Here is a 969-nt window from a genome sequence, read left to right as displayed (position 1 = left end):
AATCCCGGCACCACGGCCACGGGCGCCGTGTGCGACGACTGGTCCATGGGCGTGGCCGTGCCCATGGCGTGGCCACGGTACTGGCAGTACTACGGGCGCACCGTCGAGATCTCCTACGGCGGCATGACGGTGCTCGCCACCGTGAACGACTGCGGCTACATGGGCGGCGGCAGCCGCGTGCTCGACCTGCAGCCCGGCGTGTGGAAGGCGTTCGGCTTCTCGTCGTGCAACGACTGGGGCCTGCGCACCGTGAGCTACCGCTTCCTGTAGGGGCGTGGCAAAAAGCCCCGATGTGACAAAAGCCCGGGCGGAGTCACGGAGATGATGTCATGTTGCGTGTGACGATGTCGCATTCCCCGGCCTCGTTTTGTGCTAAACTGCAACGTTACATGCGATGACGAAGACAGCGCCGTGCGGCGCGGTTGCCATCAGAGACGGGTGCCACCGGCTGAGAGCACCCGGGCGACCGGTGCGGCGATTCCCTTCCGAGCAGCGCGTTTGAACGCGGATGCGGCCCGGCGGCAGCGGGGCGGCAAGACGTGCAGTAGGGCGCGACGGGTGCTCCCGTTACCGAGCGCAAGAGCGGGCGGCCACGGCCGCGCGCCCGTTCCGCCGCAGGCGGAGGGGCGTGCAGCTGAGGCGCGCCAACCGAGGTGGTACCGCGAGAGCCTTCTCTCGTCCTTGGACCGGGGCCGTGCCCCACACGACAAGGACGAGAGAAGGCTCTTTTTCATTGCGCCGGCTGCGGCGGGCGCGGGGAGAGACGGAAAGGAAGCACGAGGACATGGGTATCGTGGACGAAGTGGCGGCGCTGCGCGAGCAGACGCTCGCCCGCATCGCGGAGGCGGCCGACACCGCCGCGCTCGAGCAGGTGCGTATCGGCGTGCTGGGCAAGGCCGGCACGCTGACGGGCCATCTGCGCAGCATGGGGCAGGTGCCGAAGGAGGAGCGCGCGGCCGTCGGCAAAAC

Annotated in this window: 1 protein-coding gene and 1 pseudogene; both read left to right on the top strand. The window is 69.0% G+C overall.

Annotated features, from left to right (window positions below):
- A partial coding sequence (locus tag GPA_RS00575) for an RlpA-like double-psi beta-barrel domain-containing protein (protein ID WP_041238687.1) occupies positions 1 to 270 on the top strand: 270 nt, incomplete at its 5' end.
- A gap of 514 nt (positions 271 to 784) precedes the next feature.
- A pseudogene (pheS, locus tag GPA_RS17720) lies at positions 785 to 969 on the top strand (phenylalanine--tRNA ligase subunit alpha); the annotation flags it as partial.

The organism is Gordonibacter pamelaeae 7-10-1-b (genome assembly GCF_000210055.1).
Taxonomy (GTDB): domain Bacteria; phylum Actinomycetota; class Coriobacteriia; order Coriobacteriales; family Eggerthellaceae; genus Gordonibacter; species Gordonibacter pamelaeae.
Note: the sequence above shows the minus strand (reverse complement) of the source record. Positions and strands in the feature narration are given on the sequence as shown.